Annotated in this window: 3 protein-coding genes; all 3 read left to right on the top strand. The window is 64.0% G+C overall.

Annotated elements, in window-relative coordinates:
- A partial coding sequence (locus NTD84_RS04585; RefSeq protein WP_262163819.1) for an AMP-binding enzyme occupies positions 1-790 on the top strand: 790 nt, incomplete at its 5' end.
- Positions 790-14253, top strand: coding sequence for a non-ribosomal peptide synthase/polyketide synthase (locus tag NTD84_RS04580; protein ID WP_262163818.1), 13464 nt, complete (start codon positions 790-792; stop codon positions 14251-14253). The genes NTD84_RS04585 and NTD84_RS04580, both read left to right, overlap by 1 nt.
- Positions 14250-17465 (top strand): non-ribosomal peptide synthetase, encoded by a 3216-nt coding sequence (locus NTD84_RS04575; RefSeq protein ID WP_262163817.1) that lies wholly within the window; start codon positions 14250-14252, stop codon positions 17463-17465. Before NTD84_RS04580 ends, NTD84_RS04575 begins: the two co-directional genes overlap by 4 nt.
- Positions 17466-17514: the final 49 nt, after the last annotated feature.

The raw sequence follows: 17514 nt of genomic DNA, 5'->3' as shown, positions 1-17514 counted from the left end.
CGGCATCAGCCGTGGCTACCTGGGCCGTGCGGCAATGACCGCCGAAAAATACGTGCCGAACCCGTTCGCCACGAATGGCGAGCGCATGTACCGCACCGGCGACCTGACCCGCTACCAGGCCAACGGCGTGATCGAGTACCGCGGGCGCATCGACCATCAAGTGAAGATCCGCGGTTTCCGCATCGAGCTGAGCGAGATCGAAACCCGCCTGTTGCAACAGCCGCGCGTTGCCGAAGTGGCGGTGCTGGCCCAGGAAGCCCTCGGCGGTCAGCAACTGGTGGCGTATGTGGTTGCCGACCCACTGGCCCTCGACGATGCCGAGGCCCAACGTCGTCTGCGCGATGAACTCAAGACGCGACTCAAGGACAGCCTGCCCGACTACATGGTGCCTGCCCACCTGCTGTTTATCGCGCAGTTGCCGTTGACCCCCAACGGCAAACTCGATCGCAAGGCGCTGCCGGCGGTGGACGCCAGCCAGTTGCAGGCCAGCTATGTCGAGCCGCGCAGCGAGCTTGAACGGCAGGTCGCTGCGATCTGGCAGCACGTGCTGGACCTGGACCGCGTCGGCCTGCACGACCACTTCTTCGAGCTCGGTGGTCACTCGCTGCTGGCGGTCAATGTGGTGTCGCGGCTGCAACTCGAACTGGGGCTGAAACTGACCCCGCAACTGATTTTTCAATACCCCGTACTGACAGATTTCGTCAGCCGTCTGGCCACCTCCGGTGAGCAGGTCGATACGTTGAAACTGAGCAAGCTGGACGCCCTGCTTGACGAAATGGAGGAAGCTTGATGGATACCAATGTCGCTTTGAAGATCGCCCGGCGCTTCATTACTTTGCCGCTCGACAAGCGCAGGGTGTATCTGCAGAAGATGCTCGAAGAAGGGGTGTCGCCGGCCAACTTGCCAATTCCCGAAACCCAGTCGCATTTCGACCCGGTGCCGTTGTCCTTTGCCCAGGAACGCCAGTGGTTTCTCTGGCAGATGGACCCGGACAGCGCCGCCTACAACATTCCCAGCGCCCTGCGCTTGCACGGCGACCTCGACGTGGCGGCACTCGAACGCGCCTTCAATGCGCTGATCGAGCGCCATCAAAGCCTGCGCACCACCTTCCTGCAGCAGGATGAGCGGGCGGTTCAGGTGATTCACCCGCACATGCCGCTGACGATCGACGTGCAGGCGCTGGACCAGACGCTGCCGAGCGAAGCGCGGATCGACGCGTTCGTGGCCGCGCAGATCGCGCAGCCGTTCGACCTGATCAACGGACCGCTGCTGCGCGTCAGCCTGCTGCGCCTCGACGCCCGGGACCATGTGCTGACCTTGACCCAGCACCACATCGCTTCGGATGGCGGGTCGATGCGGGTCATGATCGAGGAGCTGCTGCACCTGTACGGCGCTTATCGTCAGGGTCAGGAAGCGGCGCTGCCACCGCTGTCGATCCAGTACGCCGACTACGGCATCTGGCAACGGCACTGGATGGAGGCCGGCGAGCGCGAGCGTCAGCTGGGCTACTGGCAAGCGCAGTTGGGCAACGAACATCCAGTGCTGGAACTGCCCGCCGATCACCCGCGCCCGGCGGTGCAGAGCCTGCGCGGTGCGCGGGTCGAACTGGCGTTGCCGGCCTCGCTGGCGGAACAACTCAGGGCCGTGGCCAAGGCGCAGAACGTCACCCTGTTCATGCTGTTGCTGGCGTCGTTCCAGACCTTGCTGCACCGCTACAGCGGCCAGGCCGACATCCGCGTCGGCGTGCCGACCGCCAACCGCAACCGGGTCGAAACCGAGCGCCTCGTCGGCTTCTTCGTCAACACCCAGGTCTTGCGTACCGAGTTTGATCCACAGGCCAGCTTCAGCACGCTGCTGTCCCAGGTCAAGGACACGGCGATGGCGGCGCAGGCCCATCAGGACTTGCCGTTCGAGCAATTGGTCGAAGCATTGCAACCGGAACGCAGCCTGAGTTACAGCCCGCTGTTCCAGGTCATGTACAACCACCAGAGCAGCGGTGCGGCGCGCAATGCCCAGGCGGCCGATCCGTCGGCGCTGACGATTCGTCACCTGCACCAGCCAGCGCGCACGGCGCAATTCGACCTGACCCTGGAAACCTTCGACGGTGCTGAAGGCCTCGGTGCGCAGTTGACTTACGCCACCGACCTGTTCGAACACGCGACCATCGAGCGTCTGGCCCGGCATTGGCAAAACCTGCTGGGCAGCATCGTCGCCGACCCGCAGCAACGGATTGGCGAGTTGGCGTTGCTCGACCTGCACGAACAACAGCACGTGCTGCTGGACTGGAACCACAGCGCCGCCGACTACCCGCGCGACCGCTGCATCCACGCGTTGATCGAAGCCCAGGCCCTGCGCACTCCAGAGGCCACCGCGCTAGTGTTCGACGGCCAATCCCTCGATTACGCGCAGCTCAACCGTCAGGCCAATCGATTGGCTCATCGACTGATCGAGCTAGGCATCGGCCCTGATCAACTGGTCGGCATTGCAGTCGATCGCAGCCTGGAAATGCTCGTTGGCTTGCTGGCCATTCTCAAGGCCGGCGGCGCGTACGTGCCGCTGGACCCGCAATACCCGCAGGACCGACTGGCGCACATGATCGACGACAGCGGCCTGCAATTGCTCCTGACCCAGGCTCATCTGCTCGATCAGTTGCCGATCCCGCACGGCGTCCAGACCCTGGTGCTCGATCCGCAGGGTGCGCATGCCCACGGCTACAGCGAGGCGAATCCGCAGGTGGCGGTCGATGGCGAACACCTCGCCTATGCGATTTACACCTCTGGCTCTACCGGCAAGCCCAAAGGCGTGATGGTGCGGCATCAGGCGTTGGTGAACTTCGTGACCAGCATGGTGCGTGAGCCGGGGCTGGTGGCCGAGGACCGCATGCTGTCGCTGACCACCTTCTCGTTCGATATTTTCGGCCTGGAAATCTACGCTCCGTTGCTCTGCGGCGCGCAGGTCGTGCTGGTGGACAAACAGACCGCCCGGGACCCGCAAGCGCTGCTGGAAATGATCCGGGACCAGCAGGTCAGCGTCGTGCAGGCCACGCCGTCGACCTGGCGCATGCTGCTCGATCACGAGCAGGCATCGATCCTGCGCGGCTGCAAATTCCTCTGTGGCGGTGAAGCGCTGGCCGATGACCTGGCCCAACGCATGCTCGCCCTGGCCGGGCAGGTTTGGAACCTCTATGGCCCGACGGAAACCACCATCTGGTCGGCGGCCTGGCAACTGACCCGCGAACACCCGCGGCCGTTCCTCGGCCAACCGATTGCCAACACCACGCTGTACATCCTCGGCGACGAGCTGATGCCGAATCCAGCGGGCGCCATCGGCGAACTGCTGATCGGCGGCGATGGCCTGGCCCGTGGGTATCACGCGCGCCCGGCGCTGACCGCCGAGCGTTTCCTGCCCGATCCGTTCGGCAACGGCTCGCGGCTGTACCGCACCGGTGACCTGGCGCGGCATCGGCCTGACGGCGTGCTCGAATACCTGGGGCGCATCGACCATCAAGTGAAGATCCGCGGTTTCCGCATCGAACTGGGGGAAATCGAAGCGCGGCTGCTTGAACAATCAGGCGTCCGCGAAGTGGCGGTGCTGGCCCAGGAAGCCCTCGGCAGTCAGCAACTGGTGGCCTACGTGGTCGCGCCGCAACTGGACCTTGATGCGGCAGACGAGCAACAGCGCCTGCGTGATGAACTCAAGGCTGCGCTCAAGGCGTGCCTGCCGGAATTCATGGTGCCGGCGCACATTTTGTTCATCGAATGCCTGCCGTTGACGCCGAACGGCAAACTCAACCGCAAGGCCCTGCCGGCGGTGGATGCCAGCCAGTTGCAGGCGCAATACATCGCACCGCAAAGCGAGCGCGAGCAACAGGTCGCCACGATCTGGCAAGACGTGCTCAAGCTCGAACGCGTCGGCTTGACCGACAACTTCTTTGAACTGGGCGGACACTCGCTGCTGGTCACGCAGGTGGTGTCGCGGGTGCGTCGGGTGCTGGACATTCAGGTGCCGTTGCGCAGCCTGTTCGAACACAGCGTGTTGCAGGATTTCGTCCGGGCGCTGGACGCCGGGCAGGGCGAGCAGCCACCGCCGATGAGCCGCGTTTCGCGAGATCAACCGCTGGCGTTGTCGTTTGCCCAGGAACGCCAATGGTTCCTGTGGAAAATGGACCCGCACAGCGCCGTGTACAACATTCCCACCGCTCTGCGCCTGCGCGGCACGCTGGATAAACAAGCCTTGCAGCGTGCCCTTCAGGCGTTGGTCGAGCGCCACGAAAGCCTGCGCACGGCGTTCATCGAGGAAGACGGCCGCACCTTGCAGGTGATCCAGCCGCAAGGGCGAGTGAGCTTCAGCGAGCAGCGCCTGCCGGGCGGCGACGAGGCCAGTATCAAGGCCTTTATTGAAGCAGAAACCCAGCGCCCGTTCGATCTGCTCGACGGTTCACTGGTGCGTTGCGTGCTGTTGCAAGTGGGCGAACAGGACCACGTGCTGGTGCTGACGCTGCATCACATCGTGTCCGACGCCTGGTCGTTGCAGGTGCTGGTCGACGACCTGATGGCGCTGTATTCGGCAGTCGAGTTGCCGGCATTGCCGGTGCAGTACGCCGACTACGCGGTGTGGCAGCGCCAATGGATGGCGGCCGGTGAACGCGAGCGCCAGTTGGCCTACTGGACCCGGCAACTGGGTAGCGAGCAACCGCTGCTCGAACTGCCGACCGATCATCCGCGTCCGGCGCAACAGAGTTTCCGTGGCGCGCGATCGCCGATCACCATCGACGATGGCCTGGCCACGTCGCTAAAAGCCTTGGCCCGTCGCGAAAACGTCACCCTGTTCATGCTGTTGCTGGGCTCGTTCCAGACCTTGCTGCACCGCTACAGCGGTCAGGCGGACATTCGCGTCGGCGTGCCGATTGCCAACCGTAACCGCCTGGAAACCGAGCGGCTGATCGGCTTCTTCGTCAACACCCAGGTGTTGCGCGCCGAGTTCGACGGCGAGCTGACGGCGGCACAGTTGCTGCAACAGGTCAAACACACCGCGCTGGCGGCACAGATGCATCAGGACTTGCCGTTCGAGCAACTGGTCGATGCCTTGCAGGTGCAACGCAACCTCAGCCACAGCCCGTTGTTCCAGGCGATGTTCAACCATCGCAGCGAAGCCGAATCGACGATGGCCGCGGCATTGCCGGGCCTTGAACTGGATAACCTCAGTTGGGCACACCGCAACGCGCAATTCGACCTGACCCTCGACACCAGCGATAACCCGCAAGGTCTGCACGCCTCGCTGACCTACGCCACTGACCTGTTCGAACCATCGACCATTGAGCGCATGGGGCGGCACTGGCTGAACCTGCTGCGCGCCCTGGTGGACGACGTCAACCGTCCGGTGGCACACCTGGCGCTGCTGGATGAGCGCGAGCGGCAGCGCATGGTCGCGGGCTGGAACGCCACCGCCACCGACTACCCGCTGCAGCGCCCGGTGCATGGGCTGATCGAAGATCAGGTCGACAAGACCCCTGACGCCTGCGCGCTGGTGTTCGGCGAGCAACGCTTGAGCTATGCGGCGCTCAACGCCCGGGCCAACCAATTGGCTGACCTGTTGATCGAACAGGGCGTCGGCCCCGATGTGCGGGTGGGCATTGCGGTCGAGCGGTCGGTGGAAATGGTCGTCGGCCTGCTGGCGATCCTCAAGGCCGGTGGCGCCTATGTGCCGCTGGACCCGGAATACCCATCCGAGCGGCTGGCCTATATGTTCGACGACAGCGGCATTGAACTGCTGCTGACGCAAAACCATTTGCTCGGGCAATTGCCGATCCCCGCCGGCATTCGCAGCCTGGTGCTGGATCAGGATGACGACTGGCTCGACGGCCGCAGCGACGCCAACCCGCGACAGCAACTCGATGGCGAAAACCTCGCCTACGTGATCTACACCTCCGGGTCCACCGGCAAACCCAAAGGCGCGGCCAACCGTCATTCGGCGCTGGTCAACCGCTTGTGCTGGATGCAGCAGGCCTATCAACTGCAGGCGACGGACAAGGTTCTGCAAAAGACCCCGTTCAGTTTCGACGTGTCGGTGTGGGAATTCTTCTGGCCGCTGCTGACCGGTTCGACCCTGGTGGTCGCGGCCCCCGGCGCGCACCGCGATCCGGCGCAATTGATCGAACTGATTACTGCACAGCAGATCACCACGCTGCACTTCGTGCCCTCGATGTTGCAGGTGTTCGTCCAGGATCCGGCGGTGGGCGCCTGCACCAGCCTGACCCGCATCGTCTGCAGTGGCGAAGCGTTGCAGGTGGACGCCCAGCAACAGGTGTTCGCCAAGTTGCCGAACGCCAGGCTGTACAACCTCTACGGCCCGACCGAAGCGGCCATCGACGTCACCCATTGGACGTGCGTCGATGAAGGCCATGACGTGGTGCCGATCGGCCAGCCGATTGCCAACCTGTCGACCTACATTCTCGACGCCGAACTGGCGCCGTTGCCGGTCGGTGTGACCGGTGAACTGTACCTGGGGGGCGAAGGCCTGGCCCGTGGTTATCACCGTCGGCCGTCGCTGACGGCGGAGCGGTTCGTCACCAGCCCGTTCGGCTCGGGCGAACGTCTGTATCGCACCGGCGACCTCGCGCGCTATCGCGCCGACGGCGTTATCGAATACGCCGGGCGCATCGATCATCAGGTGAAAATCCGTGGCTTGCGCATCGAACTGGGCGAGATCGAAGCGCGTCTGGCCGAACACGATGAAGTCCGCGAAACCGTGGTCATCGCCCAGGACGGCACGCTGCTGGTGGCCTACGTGGTGCCACAGCGTGCGGCGTTGTTGGGTGCCGACGACGCCACACGACAGGCGCTGCAGCAGGCATTGAAGGCGCATCTGAGCCAGAGTCTGCCGGACTACATGGTGCCGCAGCATTGGCTGTGGCTGGAAAAAATGCCGGTCAGCCCCAACGGCAAACTGGAACGCAAGGCGCTGCCGAAGGCCGACACCCGCGTCAGCAGCCACGCCTACAGCGCACCGATCACGGCGATTGAACGGACGCTGGTCGAGATCTGGCAAAGCGTGCTCGGACGCACGCCAGTGGGCATCAGCGACAACTTCTTCGAACTGGGCGGCGACTCGATCATTTCGATCCAGGTGGTCAGCCGCGCCCGCCAGGCCGGGATTCACTTCAGCCCGAAAGACCTGTTCCTGCACCAGACCGTGCAAAGCCTGGCAGCGGTGGCCACGATGGGCGAAGGCGCCTTGAGCATCGATCAGGGCGCGGTGACCGGGCAGACGCCGCTGTTGCCGTTCCAGCAGTTGTTCTTCGAACGCGAGCTTGCCGAGCCGCATCACTGGAACCAGTCGGTGCTGCTCAAGTCCGCCCGACCCCTGGATGCCGGGCATTTGCAACAGGCGTTGCAGGCGCTGGTCGAGCATCATGACGCGTTGCGTCTGGCCTTTACTTCGCAGGAGGGCGCCTGGGTTGCCGAGCATCGCTCGTTGACCGCACAACACCAGCAGGCGCCGTTGTTGTGGCGGGCGGATGTCGCCGATGCCGCCACCCTCGAACAGCTGGCTGAGCAAGCCCAGCGCAGCCTCGACCTGGCCAGCGGGCCGCTGTTGCGCGCAGTGCTGGCCAACATGGCCGATGGCAGCCAGCGCTTGTTGCTGGTGATCCATCACTTGGTGGTGGACGGTGTGTCGTGGCGCATTCTGCTGGAAGACCTGCAACAGGCATACGAGCAATTGCATGCGGGTCAGCCGCTCAGGTTGCCGGCCAAGACCAGCGCCACCCAGGCCTGGGCGCGGCGCTTGCAGATGCAGGCCGACAGCGCGTCGATGCAGGCTCAACTGGGGTTCTGGACCGAGCAGTTGAAGGGCGCGCCTCAAGACCTGCCGTGTGACCGGCCGCAGGGCGAGCTGCACAATCGGCATGCCCTGCATGTGCAGACCCGGCTGGACAAAGAGCAGACGCGCAAGCTGTTGCAGGAAACGCCCGCCGCCTACCGCACGCAGATCAATGACCTGCTGCTGACTGCCCTGGCGCGGGTGATGGGCGACTGGACGGGCGACGCCTCGACCCTGATTCAGCTTGAGGGCCACGGTCGCGAGGCGTTGTTCGACGAGCTCGACCTGAGCCGCAGCGTCGGCTGGTTCACCAGCCTGTTCCCGGTGCGCCTGACTCCGGCGAGGGATGTCGGTGCCTCGATCAAGGCGATCAAGGAGCAACTGCGGGCGATCCCCGACAAGGGCCTCGGTTTCGGCGTGTTGCGCTATCTCGGCAACGACACGACCCGACAGGCACTCAAAGCGCTGCCGGTGCCGCGCATCACCTTCAACTACCTCGGTCAGTTCGACGCCGCGTTTGCCAAAGACGCCGGCGCGCTGTTGAACCCGGCCAGCGAGTCCACGGGCGCCAACCAGAGCCCGCTGGCCACGCTGGATAACTGGCTGACCCTGAACGGCCGGGTGTATGCCGGCGAATTGAACATCAGCTGGACGTTCAGCGGCCAGATGTTCGATGAATCGACCATCGAGCAATTGGCCCAGGCCTACGCCCGTGAACTGGAGCGCTTGATCGAACACTGCTGCAAGCCTTCACATCAAGGCCTGACCCCGTCCGACTTCCCGTTGGCCGGCCTGACGCAACAGCAGCTAGACGGTCTGGTGCTCATCCCGCGTCAGATCGAAGACATTTACCCGCTGTCACCGATGCAGCAGGGCATGCTGTTCCACACCCTCTTCGAGCAACAGTCCGGCGACTACATCAATCAGCTGTGCGTGGACGTCGACGGTCTGCAGTTCGAGCGCTTCCGTGACGCCTGGCAAGCCGCCATGGACGCCCATGATGTGTTGCGCAGCAGTTTTGTCTGGGACGGTGAATTGCCGCGTCCGCTGCAAGTGATCCACAAGGATCTGCGTGTGCCGTTCAGCGTCCTCGACTGGCGTGGCCGCGACGATCTGCCTCAGGCGCTGTCCGACCTGGCGACCGAACAACGGCAGCAGGGCTTCGACCTGCGCGCCGCGCCGTTACTGCGATTGACGGTGGTGCACGTCGGCGCCGAGCGTCATCACCTGATCTACACCAGCCATCACATCCTGATGGACGGCTGGAGCAATTCGCAGTTGCTGGGCGATGTGCTGCAACGCTACAACGGCCAAGCCCCGGCGCTCATGGCCGGGCGTTTCCGCGACTACATCGAGTGGCTGGCACGCCAGGACGCTCACGTCAGCGAAGATTTCTGGAAGGGCCAGTTGTCGGGTTACGAAGAGCCGACCTTCCTGGCCAAGGCGCTGGTTCACAGCGCCAGCGACGGGGCGGGTCAGGGTGAGTATTTCCTCAACCTGGACACCGAACGCACCGCCGGCCTCAATCAGTTTTCCAGAGCACAAAAAGTCACCGCCAACACCCTGGTGCAGGCCGCCTGGCTGCTGCTGTTGCAGCGTTGCACCGGGCAGGACACGGTGAGTTTCGGCGCCACGGTCTCCGGGCGTCCGGCGCAGTTGAACGGCGTCGAACAGCAGATCGGTCTGTTCATCAACACCCTGCCGGTGATCGCCAGCCCCCGCGCCGAGCAGCCGTTGCAACAGTGGTTGCAGCAAGTGCAGGCGCAGAACCTGTTGCTGCGCGAACAGGAACATACGCCGCTGTTCGACATCCAGCGTTGGGCCGGGCAGGGCGGTGAAGCACTGTTCGACAACATCCTGGTGTTCGAGAACTACCCGATTGCCGACGCCTTGCAGCAGGGCGCGTCGCAGGACCTGCGTTTTGGCGAGGTGGCGAACTTCGAGCAGACCAACTACCCGCTGACGCTGTCGATCATGCTCGGCGAGCAGCTGTCGTTGCAGTTCAGCTACAACCGTCAGCAGTTCGACGGCGCGGTGATCGAGCAACTGGCGACAGGGCTCGACCAGCTCTTGCAGCAAATGGTGCAGGCACCGGTCGAGCGTTGCCTCGGTGAGTTAACCCTGGTGCCGGTGGCGCTGCGCGATGTGCTGCGGCAACCGGATGACGAGCACTGCGTGCAGCAGCTGTTCGAACGTCAGGTGACGAAGACTCCGAATGCGCTGGCGTTGATCTACAACGATCAACACCTGACCTACGCCGCGCTCAACGCCCAGGCCAACCGGTTGGCGCGGGTGCTGGTGCAGCATGGGGTCGCGCCTGACGTATTGGTGGGGATCGCGGTCGAGCGTTCGCCGCAGATGATCGTCAGCCTGCTGGCGGTGCTAAAGGCCGGTGGCGCATATGTGCCGCTGGATCCGGAGTACCCGGCCGATCGTCTCGGTGCAATGATCGAGGACAGCGGCCTGCGGGTGTTGCTGACCCAGAGCCATTTGCAAGGCGCGCTGCCGGCCACGGAAAACGTGACCGTGCTCAGCCTCGATCAGTTGGTGTGGCCGCAGCAGGACGACAATCTGTCCGTTGGCTGCAGCCCGCAGAACCTCGCCTACGTGATGTTCACCTCCGGCTCCACCGGACGGCCAAAAGGCGTGGCCATCGACCATTCGGCACTGTCGCGACATGCCCAGGTGACGGTGGGCTTCCATGGCCTGAGTGCCGCGGATCGCGCCTTGCAATTCGCCACGTTCAACTTCGATGCCTTCGTCGAGCAGCTTTATCCACCGCTGATCTGCGGCGCGTCGGTGGTGCTGCGCGGTCCGGACGTCTGGGACAGCGAAATCTGGCACCGCGAGCTGCTGGACAAACAGATCACGGTCAGCGACCTGACCACGGCCTACTGGAACATGCTGGTCAAGGACTTCGCCGCCAGCGCGCCGCGCGACTACGGCCAGCTGCGCCTGGTGAGCGTCGGTGGCGAAGCAATGCCGCCGGAAGGTGTCGCCACCTGGGCCAAGGCCGGCCTCGGCCACGTGCGCCTGCTCAACACCTACGGCCCGACCGAAGCCGCGGTCAGCGCCACCGAACTCGATTGCAGCGATTACGCGCTGGGCCATCGACCGTTGCCGGCGACCATGCCGATCGGCCATGCGTTGCAGGGCAGAGGGCTGCATGTGCTGGACATCCACGGCCAACCGGCACCGGTCGGTGTGGTCGGTGAGCTGGTGATTGGCGGCGACTTGCTGGCCCGGGGGTACTTCAACCGGCCGGACCTGACCGCCGAGCGCTTCATTCCCGATCCGTTCGACCCGGTCGGCGGTGGTCGTTTGTACCGCACCGGTGACCTGGCGCGGTATCGCCCCGACGGCCTGATCGACTACGCCGGACGTCTCGATCATCAGGTGAAGATTCGCGGCTTCCGCATCGAACTCGGCGAAATCGAAACCCATCTGCTGCAGGCACCGTCGGTGCGTCAGGCGCTGGTGGTGGCGCAACCGGCGGTGATCGGTCAGCAACTGGTCGCTTACGTCGCATTCGATGACCCGGCGCTGGCCCGCGGCGACGCGGCGGCCCAGGCGCTTCTGCGCGACGACCTCAAGGCGCGCCTGCGCGCCAGCCTGCCGGATTACATGGTGCCGGCCCATGTGTTGCTGCTGGAAACCCTGCCGATGAGCCCCAACGGCAAGATCGATCGCAAGGCCTTGCCGCGAGTCGATGCCACGCTGCCGAGCGGCGATTTTGTCGCCCCGGTCGGCGCGCTGGAACAGCACATCGCCACGGTCTGGCAGGAGGTGCTGGAGCTGGAGCAGGTCGGACGCAACGATCACTTCTTCGAACTCGGCGGGCATTCGCTGCTGGCGACCCAGGCGGTGTCGCGCCTGCGCAAACTCAGCGATTGCCCGCTGAACCTGCGCGACCTGTTCAGCCATCCGCGGCTCCAGGAGCTGGCGGCGTGGATGCAGGAGCAGGCCAGGCCGGTGATCGAGATGCCTCCGCTCAAGGCTCACGGCAGCAAAGCCGTTGCGCCGCTGTCGCTGGTACAACGCCGCCTGTGGATCGCCGAGCAATTGTCCGCTGGCACCTCGGCCTATGGCATGCCGATGGCGTTGCGGCTGCGCGGCGAGTTGTCGATCGAGCATCTGCTGGGCAGCTTTGCCGAGGTGGTGCGCCGCCATGAAGTGCTGCGCACGGCGTACTCGCAGGACGATGAAGGCGACCCGATCGCCTTGATCGCCGAACAGGTCGAGGTCGATTTCCCGGTGACCGATCTGTCCGCACTGTCGCGCAGTGCCCAGGAAGAACACGTGGCGCAAGCTGCGCTGGACAATGCGCGAACCCCGATCGATCTGCAGCAGGCGCCGCTGTGGCGCGGGCGCATCCTCCATCTGGGGCCGAACGAGCATGTGATGCTGTTCTGCATGCACCACATCATTTCCGACGGCTGGTCGATGGGCGTGCTGATCAATGAACTGGTGCAGATCTACGACCGCGCCAGAGCCGACGATCCGACGCCATTGCCGGCGCTGGAGGTGCAGTATTCCGACTTCGCCCTGTGGCAACAGGCACTCGAGGAGCAGGGTGTTCTCGGGCAACAGGCCGGGTACTGGAAAGAGCAGCTCGCGGGCTACAGCGGGCAGTTGCCGCTGCCACTGGACACGCCACGGGGACCGGTGGCGTCGTTTGCAGGCGATGCGCTGCAGTTCCGTCTCACCCACGAGCTGACCCGCGCTTTGCGGCAACGTGCGAGGGACGCTGGCGTTACCGTGTACAGCACGCTGCTGGCGTCCTTCCAGGTGTTGCTGCACCAGGTCAGTGGCGCGGCAGACGTGCTGATCGGTGCCGACGTGGCCGGTCGCCAACAGCCGGAACTCGAACGGCTGATCGGCTTCTTCGTCAACGTCCTGCCGTTGCGTTCGCGCTTCGACGCCGCCCTACCGTTCTCGACATTCCTCACCCGGACCCAGGAAGCCCTGCTCAGCGCGCTGGAACATCAGGACCTGCCGTTCGACATGATCGTCGACGCCTCGGGACTGCCGCGACACAAGGGCATGAACCCGCTGGTGCAGGTGCTGTTCGTGATGAACAACCTGCCGGGCCAGACCCGGGCCATGGGCGGTTTGAGCGTGGAAACGCTACCGGCCCTGGAGACCCATTCTAAATTCGACATGGCGCTGTTCGTTGACGAAGAAGAAGGGCAATTGCTGGGGACCTGGCAATTCGCCACAACCTTGTTCGGACAAGAGCGCATTCAGCACCTGGTGCAGGCCTGGATAGCTCTGTTGGAACAGATCGTCGCTGATCAGGACATTCAATTGGGAGCTATCAGCATGCCCGTCGAACCATTAGCCGTGGCCGCCAGACCCGCCGCGCCCGGACCGAAGGCCGACAAACTCGGCAAATTTCTCAAGCGTTCCGCGACCACGGTCACCAAGGCCCGGCCAGCTCCGGTGCGTGAGTCGCTGCTGGCCGCGCCGCAGCCGTTTCCCTTGTTGCTGGAACCAAGCGAATCGCACCTGGACCTGATCGAATGGATCAAGCAGAACCGGCCATTGATCGAGCAGAAACTCGCCGAACACGCCGGCATTCTGTTCCGCGGTTTTCAACTGGACGGCATCCAGGGTTTCGAGGCTTTCGCCGAAGCCATCCAGCCGGGCCTGTATGGTCAGTACGGCGACCTGCCGAAGAAGGAGGGCGGCAAGAACACCTACCGCTCCACGCCGTACCCGGAACGCAAGATGATCCTGTTTCATAACGAGAGTTCGCACCAGGATCGCTGGCCGCGCAAGCAGATGTTCTATTGCGAGCAACCCTCGTTGTCGGGCGGTGCAACGCCAGTGGTCGATTGCCGGTTGATGTACGAAAAACTGCCGGCGGACCTGCGTGACACCTTCGAGGACAAGGGCTTGCTGTACGTGCGCACCTTCACCGACAAGCTCGACGTGTCGTGGCAGCACTTCTTCAAGACCGACGACCGCGCCGAAGTCGAGGCCCGCTGCCGGGCCGGTGGCATCGAATGGCGCTGGCTCGACAACGATGAATTGCAGACCCGTACTCCGGGCCCGGCGATCATCCGGCACCCGGTCACCGGCGCCAAATCCTTCTTCAATCAGGTGCAGCTGCATCACATCTACTGGCTGGAGCCAGATGTGCGCGAAGACCTGCTGGCGATGTTCGGCCTGGAGCGCATGCCGCGCCACGTGTTCTACGGCGACGGCACACCCATCGAAGACGAGGTGATGCAGCGCATCGGTGAGTTGTACGAGGAATGCGCGGTGCGCTTCGACTGGCAGAAAGGCGACGCGATCCTGCTGGACAACATGCTCGTGGCCCACGCCCGCGATCCGTACGAAGGCCCACGCAAGATCGTCGTGGCCATGGGCGACATGTTCGACCACAGCGCTCTGGACGCAATGAACACCGAGGAAACCGGCGCATGAACGAGGTATCGATGGACCCGCAGGACCTGGGCTACGCCTTGACGCCTGAACAGCAACGTTTACTGGAACAGTTGCCCAAGGCCCCGGCCTGCGCTGATGTGCTGCACTTCATGGTGCTCGATATCCAAGGTGAGCTCGATCCGCAGCGCCTGCAACGGGCACTGGATGCGCTGCTGGCGCAACAACCGATGCTGATCTCGCGGCTGGGCAAAGCGGCCGGATTCCATGGCCTTCGGCAGTTCGTTGCGGGGGCCGAGCGCTTTCCGTTAACGGTGCAGCCACGGGTCGAAACGGTGGCGGACATTGAGGCGCAAGTCGCGGAATGGGCGGCGCGCTCCTTCGTTGTCGGTGAGTCGGAGAACGCCCAGGCGGTGTTGTTCCGCCTGGCAGACGCTCACTGGAAACTGGTGCTGGGCGTGGCCCGGCACAGTGTCGATGAACGTGGCTTGCAGCTGGTTTATCAGCAGATGCGGTTGGCGTACGAACAGAGGCTGGCCGAGAACGAAGATGCGCCGGGTGAGTTCACGCAGTACCTGGAATGGCGCAGCGAAGTGGTGCTCGACGAGGATGCCGCGAGTGCCCGGGCCTATTGGCAGGATCATCTGCAAGGCGCGGATGTCGAGCTGTCGAGTCCTTGGCTGGCGTATCGGCGTTCAGCAATTGACTCGTCGCCGGCATGCTTGACCGCCGCTCTGGAACCCGCGTTGCGTAGCGGTTTGCAGCAGGTCGCCGCTGCGCTGCAGCAATCGCCGGGCATGGTGATGCAAGCGGCGTGGTGGTTGTTGTTGGGACGGTTGAGCGGGCGCGAGCAGATGCTGGTTGGTATACGGCATGACAGCCGCGCTGATTACGAGTATTTCGCCGAGGCTGTCGGCGTCTTCGAAAGAAGCTTGCCGCTGAATCTCTCGCTGGCTGCGACTACATCGTTCGATAACTGGGTGGCCGAACTGGCGGCGCGTCTGGATCTACACCGCACCTGGCAGGAATACTGGACGCCCGAGCTGGCGCCAGCGGCGGCCCGGCCGGCGTATGGTTTTGCCGAATGGCATGCGCCGCGTCCGCAAACGGCGGGCGCGCTGCAATGGTTGCCCAGTGAGCACCCTTTGCCGGAATCGAGTTTTGAATTGCTGTTGCAGGCCGAGCTGGACGATGTCGGCAATCCACTCGCGTTGCACCTTCAATTCGCTACGCCACGCTATACGGTCCAGGCCATTGAAGGCCTGATCACCCAGTTCGAAGTGTTGCTGGCGGCCATCGTCGCCGAGCCCCACACCGAGCTGCGCCGGCTGTCGCCGCTGGGCGCCGAGGAGCAGCGGCGCTTGCTGGCGATCAATCCGGCACCGCGTCTTTTGGACGCTCGTTATTTGCCGCAACGCATTGCCGAGCACGCCCGCGTCACCCCGGACGCGATTGCCTTGACCGACGCCGGGCAACGCCTGAGCTACGGCCAATTGCAGGCGCAGGTTGCGGCGTTGGCGGGTTCACTTCACACCCAGGGTTTGGGGCGTGGTTCGATTGTCGCGCTGGCACTGCCGCGTTCGGCTGAACTGGTGGTGGCGATGTTGGCGGCCTGGCAAGTGGGCGCGGCCTATTTACCGTTGGACCCGCAGTGGCCCGTGGCGCGTCAGGCCCTGATGCTGGAGCAGGCGGGTGCCGGCCTGTTGCTGATCGATGCCCTGCATGCGGATCAGTGGCGGGACGCGGCGTTGCCGGTGACCACCTTCAAGCAGTTGCTGCAATCGGCGCCGACGTCCACCCTTGAGCTTGATACCCAGGGCGAGGACGCTGCCTACGTGCTGTTCACCTCGGGCTCCACCGGGGTGCCCAAAGGCGTGGTGATCGAGCATCGACAACTGCTCAACTACACCGCTCAGGTCAGCGAGGCGCTGGGGCTGGATCAGTGCAAACAGGTCGGCTTCACCTCCACCGTGGCCGCGGACCTGGGCAACACGGCGTTGTTCGGTGCGTTGTTCAACGGCGCCACCCTGCATGTCGCCAGCGACGAGCAGATGCAGGACAGCGCGTTGTTCGCAGCCTTCTTGCAACAGCAGGCGATCGATTGCCTGAAGATCGTTCCCTCGCATCTGGGCGCGTTGCTCGACAGCGAGCAGGCGCAACTGCCTCGGACGCTGATCCTTGGCGGTGAACCCATCGCCCCGGCACTGATCACGCGCATCGCTCGATTGCGCAGCGACTGCCGGGTGTTCAACCACTACGGTCCGACCGAAGCGACGGTAGGAGTGCTGGTTCATCCGCTGAATTCAAATGGCCAAGACACTGCCGCGCTCAGTCAGGTGCTGGGCAACAATCAGGTCTACGTGCTGGACGAGGATCTGCAGCTGGCCCCGGTTGGTATGTTGGGCGAGTTGTACCTGGGCGGTGCGCAATTGTGCCGGGGCTATATCAACGCCGAGGCGGATGCGCAGGTGTTCATTCAGAGCCCGTTCGATGCCACGGAGCGGCTGTACCGCACCGGCGATCTGGCGCGCTATCGCCCGGACCTGGCGATCCAGTTGCAGGGGCGGCGCGACCAGCAGATCAAGGTGCGTGGTTTCCGCATCGAACTGGCTGAGGTCGAAGCCGAGTTGCTGAAGCTGCCGCAAGTCGCGCAAGCCCTGGTGCTGCCGTGTGCCACGGTGGAGGAGGGCATGCTCGCTTTTGTCGTGCCACAACAGACGCCTTCAGCCGATTGGCTCGACGGTCTTCACGGCGAACTGGCGTTGCGTCTGCCGAGCGTGATGCTGCCGCAGCAGATCCGGTCAATTGACAGCTTTCCGCGACTGGCCAACGGCAAGATCGATCGCAAGGCGTTGCAGCAACTGGGCACCGTGTCGGTGGATGATGCGGGCCTGGAACCCCGTGACGCCCTCGAACAGTTGCTGGCGGCGCGCATGGCGCAATTGCTCGGCATCCCGCGCCTGGGCGTTGATCGGGACTTCTTTGCGGCCGGTGGTCACTCGTTGTTAGTGATCAAGTTGGTGGCGGGCATCCGCAAGTTGTTGCAGTGCGAGATTCAACCGGGGCTGGTCTTCGATCACCCGAGCGTGGCGGGTCTGGCGCTGGAGTTGCGCGCTCGGGAGAGCAGCCCGGGACAACTGGAAAAAATCGCCCAGGTCAGGTTGCGGCTGGACACCATGAGCCCGGAAGAAAAGGCCCTGCTGACGGAGAAAGCCCGGCAGATGCAGGAGGCCAAAGCGACGCAGAACAGCTGACCCAATCGAAAACAAAAGGCCGACGCTCACCACGTCGGCCTTTTGTTTT

It is taken from the genome of Pseudomonas sp. 14P_8.1_Bac3 (assembly GCF_025466085.1).
GTDB lineage: Bacteria > Pseudomonadota > Gammaproteobacteria > Pseudomonadales > Pseudomonadaceae > Aquipseudomonas.
Note: the sequence above shows the minus strand (reverse complement) of the source record. Positions and strands in the feature narration are given on the sequence as shown.